At 53.5% G+C, this 2,904-nt stretch carries 3 protein-coding genes; 1 reads left to right on the forward strand and 2 read right to left on the reverse strand.

Annotation, left to right across the window (positions count from 1 at the left end; all coding sequences use genetic code 11):
* Nucleotides 1-17: 17 nt before the first annotated feature.
* Together NW853_RS00265 and trxA are read right to left on the reverse strand one after the other, a co-directional pair.
* Entirely contained in the window at nucleotides 18-1,088 is a 1,071-nt protein-coding gene (locus NW853_RS00265) for an LOG family protein (RefSeq protein WP_414334998.1), read from the reverse strand.
* 308 nt (nucleotides 1,089-1,396) lie between these two features.
* Entirely contained in the window at nucleotides 1,397-1,753 is a 357-nt protein-coding gene (trxA, locus tag NW853_RS00270; RefSeq protein ID WP_414334999.1) for a thioredoxin, read from the reverse strand.
* Nucleotides 1,754-2,056: 303 nt separating this feature from the next.
* On the opposite strand from trxA, the gene NW853_RS00275 reads away from it, so the two are divergent.
* Nucleotides 2,057-2,797 carry an MT-A70 family methyltransferase gene (locus NW853_RS00275; RefSeq protein WP_414335000.1) on the forward strand — a complete coding sequence of 247 codons (741 nt, stop codon included), beginning with the start codon at nucleotides 2,057-2,059 and terminating at the stop codon, nucleotides 2,795-2,797.
* Nucleotides 2,798-2,904 lie beyond the last annotated feature (107 nt).

Raw genomic sequence — 2,904 nt, forward strand, 5'->3', positions numbered from 1 at the left:
GGGGGTGAGGGCAGCACCTACTTTTGGTCGGGGCGCATTTGCAGAGGATCCGGCTGTCCTGGATGAAGCGTGTTGATCCGGCGCACCATTTGCCACAGCCGTCCAAAGTTACGCTGGTTAAAGTGCATCACCAGCCGCGGCAGATGGGCAATATCTTCCTCAGCTTCTTCCGGCAGGGCCTCGGTTTGCTCGATCCGGCCCCCATCGAGAATGTCGGCAAACTCTTCATTCAAGGTATCCAGAGCTTGGGGCGAGAGTTTGGTATTCAGGCGCAAGACCAAAAGCTCCCGCACGTAGCGATTGCTGTGAAAGACGCGATAAAAATCGACAATCTGCTGGCAGGCATCTCCCACATCATCAGTTAAGGTGTAGAGGAAAAGATCTTCTGGGCTGATTAGGCCGCGGCCAAGCAAGTGCTCCCGCACGTACTCATCCCATTCCTTCCAGTAGCAGCCACCTGTTCTGTCCACCAGCACCAAGGGCATGAGCTTGGTTTTGCCGGTTTGCATTAGGGTTAAGCATTCAAAGGCCTCATCCTGGGTGCCAAAGCCGCCAGGGAAAAGCACCAGCGCGTCGGTTTCTTTGACAAAGAAGAGCTTGCGAGAAAAGAAATACTTGAAGTTGATGACCCGATCACTGGCAGCAATGACGGGATTGGCCATCTGCTCGAAGGGAAGCTGGATGTTGAGCCCAAATGAGTTTTCCAGCCCTGCCCCTCGATTGCCGGCTTCCATGATACCGCCCCCGCCCCCCGTCAGCACCATGAACCCCCGCTGGCTGATGCAGTGGGCAAACAACTGGGCCTGACGATATTCGGGACTTTCCGGCCCCAGCCGTGCCGAGCCGAAAACGGTGATCTTGCGCTGATGGACATAGTTTTGAAAGGCAGCAAACCCCTGTTCCAAGTCCTCAAGAGTGGCCGCCAAGATTTTGGCATCCAAGCGGCTTAGCTCCAGGGATCCCATGCGCTGCAAAGACTGCAAAATCCGCAGCCACGCTGTCCGGTTGGGGTGATGTTCCAACTGCTTTAGGCGGGTCTCAGCGCTGGAAAAAACCTCTCGCAGAAGAGAAGAAACTGAATCGGTCAAGCTGGGATCCAAAGCTCTCTAAGATTCACTCTAATGAGTTCTCGGCACAAAATATCAACCAAGTTCCCATCCAGACCTCAAAAGTTACATTCCGAAACATCTGGGCTCCTGTCCCGGCTACTTCGCCCAGGCCTCGACCCACCTCTGCGTAGCGGTAGTCAGGAGATTTCTTACACCGCCCAGAGGTGAACCCATAAACGCCAAGACAAAGCCTTGAAGTCCTGCCTACTGGCGCCTGTGCTCATCGGCCTTGCGAGTTTTTCACCACAGCAGACGAGCAGAGCGTAGCACAGCAACTTGGTCGCGCACTAAAGTACGGAGCTACCCAGCTTATCTTCTGTGTCGAAGTGCTTTTCCAAAATTGTGGTCAGAGTTGCCTTGGGCACAGCACCGACCACCACATCCACCTTTTGGCCGCCTTTGAACAACATCAGAGTGGGAATGCTGCGAATACCGTACTGACTGGCAGTTTGAGGATTCTCATCAGTATTGATCTTTACAACCTTAACTTTGCCGGCATACTGCTCAGCTATCTCCTGAACCACAGGAGCCACCATGCGGCAGGGGCCACACCAAGGTGCCCAAAAATCGACCAAGACCGGAATATCGCTGCGAAGCACCTCTTCTTCGAAGGTGGCATCAGCGATATCTATTGCTGCAGACATGCTTGGAGAACTCCTGAAACAATACCTATCATGGTTCCTAATCTTAGCACAGCTCTCTGGCTGCTGCCGCCTGCTTCCACCACGGCCTACCCCCTTGCAGAGGGTGCCTCTGGGAACATGGCCCACACCAACGGCATCGCAAAGTATCTGGCTGGGGCTGAAACGGGCTTCTACAGGCTCTATCATCGCTTTAGCGGTGAGGCTGTGATGGGGCCCGAGCGAGGATAATTGCCGTGTCCACACGCTTATCCCCAAAGCTGAGGGCGTGTGCCTCATCTGCACCAGTCCCACGGAAGCCATAGCATGACAAAAAACCCACCGCGCTCTTTGGATAAAACGCCAGACCAGATGCCTGCCCGCGCGCCAGGCGAGAAAACTGGGATCCCGCACACCATGGACGATCCCTCAGTCATCGCAACGAACCTGGATAAGCGCTACCGAGTTCTTGTCGTTGATCCACCTTGGAACCAAGGCAAAACCGGCAAACGCAAGGCTCGTCCCAATCAAACCACAACTCTGGACTATCCCACAATGAGCAAGGAAGAATTGATGAAGTTACCCATCAACCTGTGGGCGGAAGAGCAGAGCTTCTTGTGGTTGTGGGCAACCAATAGCAAGGATCGCAGCACCGGAGAGCCCATCCTGAAGATAGCGTTCGACTTAATGGAAGCGTGGGGATTCACCTTCTATACGATGATCACATGGAATAAGCGTACTGGCCCATGTCCATTTGGACCTTACCAAGTTACCACTGAGCACGTTCTATTCGGATATAAGGGCAAGGCTGTGTTTGATCGAAAACATTTTGGTAAGATGCAGACCTGCTTTACAGAAACTCCGACAACTCATAGCGCCAAACCGGATTCCTTCTACAAGCGTATTGCGGAATATTTTGAAGGGCCGCGCCTTGATGTGTTCGCGCGCCAGGTACGCGATGGCTACGACGGATGGGGCAACCAATACGGTCTGCTGACTCCAGATGCAAAACGACCAAGAGTGCTGCGTCATGCCAAAAGCTGTCAAGATACTCCTGCCGCATGCTAGTTATCGATACCCTGAACCACAGCTTTTTCCGACTTTATGGGAGCGAAGTTGCACATTATCTCGGCATAAGCCTTTGTCCGGGTAGTCATGTACAGAACCCCCTTTAA

It is taken from the genome of Synechococcus sp. H55.11 (genome assembly GCF_047462475.1).
GTDB lineage: Bacteria > Cyanobacteriota > Cyanobacteriia > Thermostichales > Thermostichaceae > Thermostichus.

Excerpts from the sequence above, each read along its gene's own strand:
- NW853_RS00275 (WP_414335000.1), top strand. The coding sequence starts at position 2,057 with ATGACAAAAAACCCACCGCGCTCTTTGGATAAAACGCCAGACCAGATG.
- trxA (WP_414334999.1), bottom strand. The coding sequence starts at position 1,753 with ATGTCTGCAGCAATAGATATCGCTGATGCCACCTTCGAAGAAGAGGTG.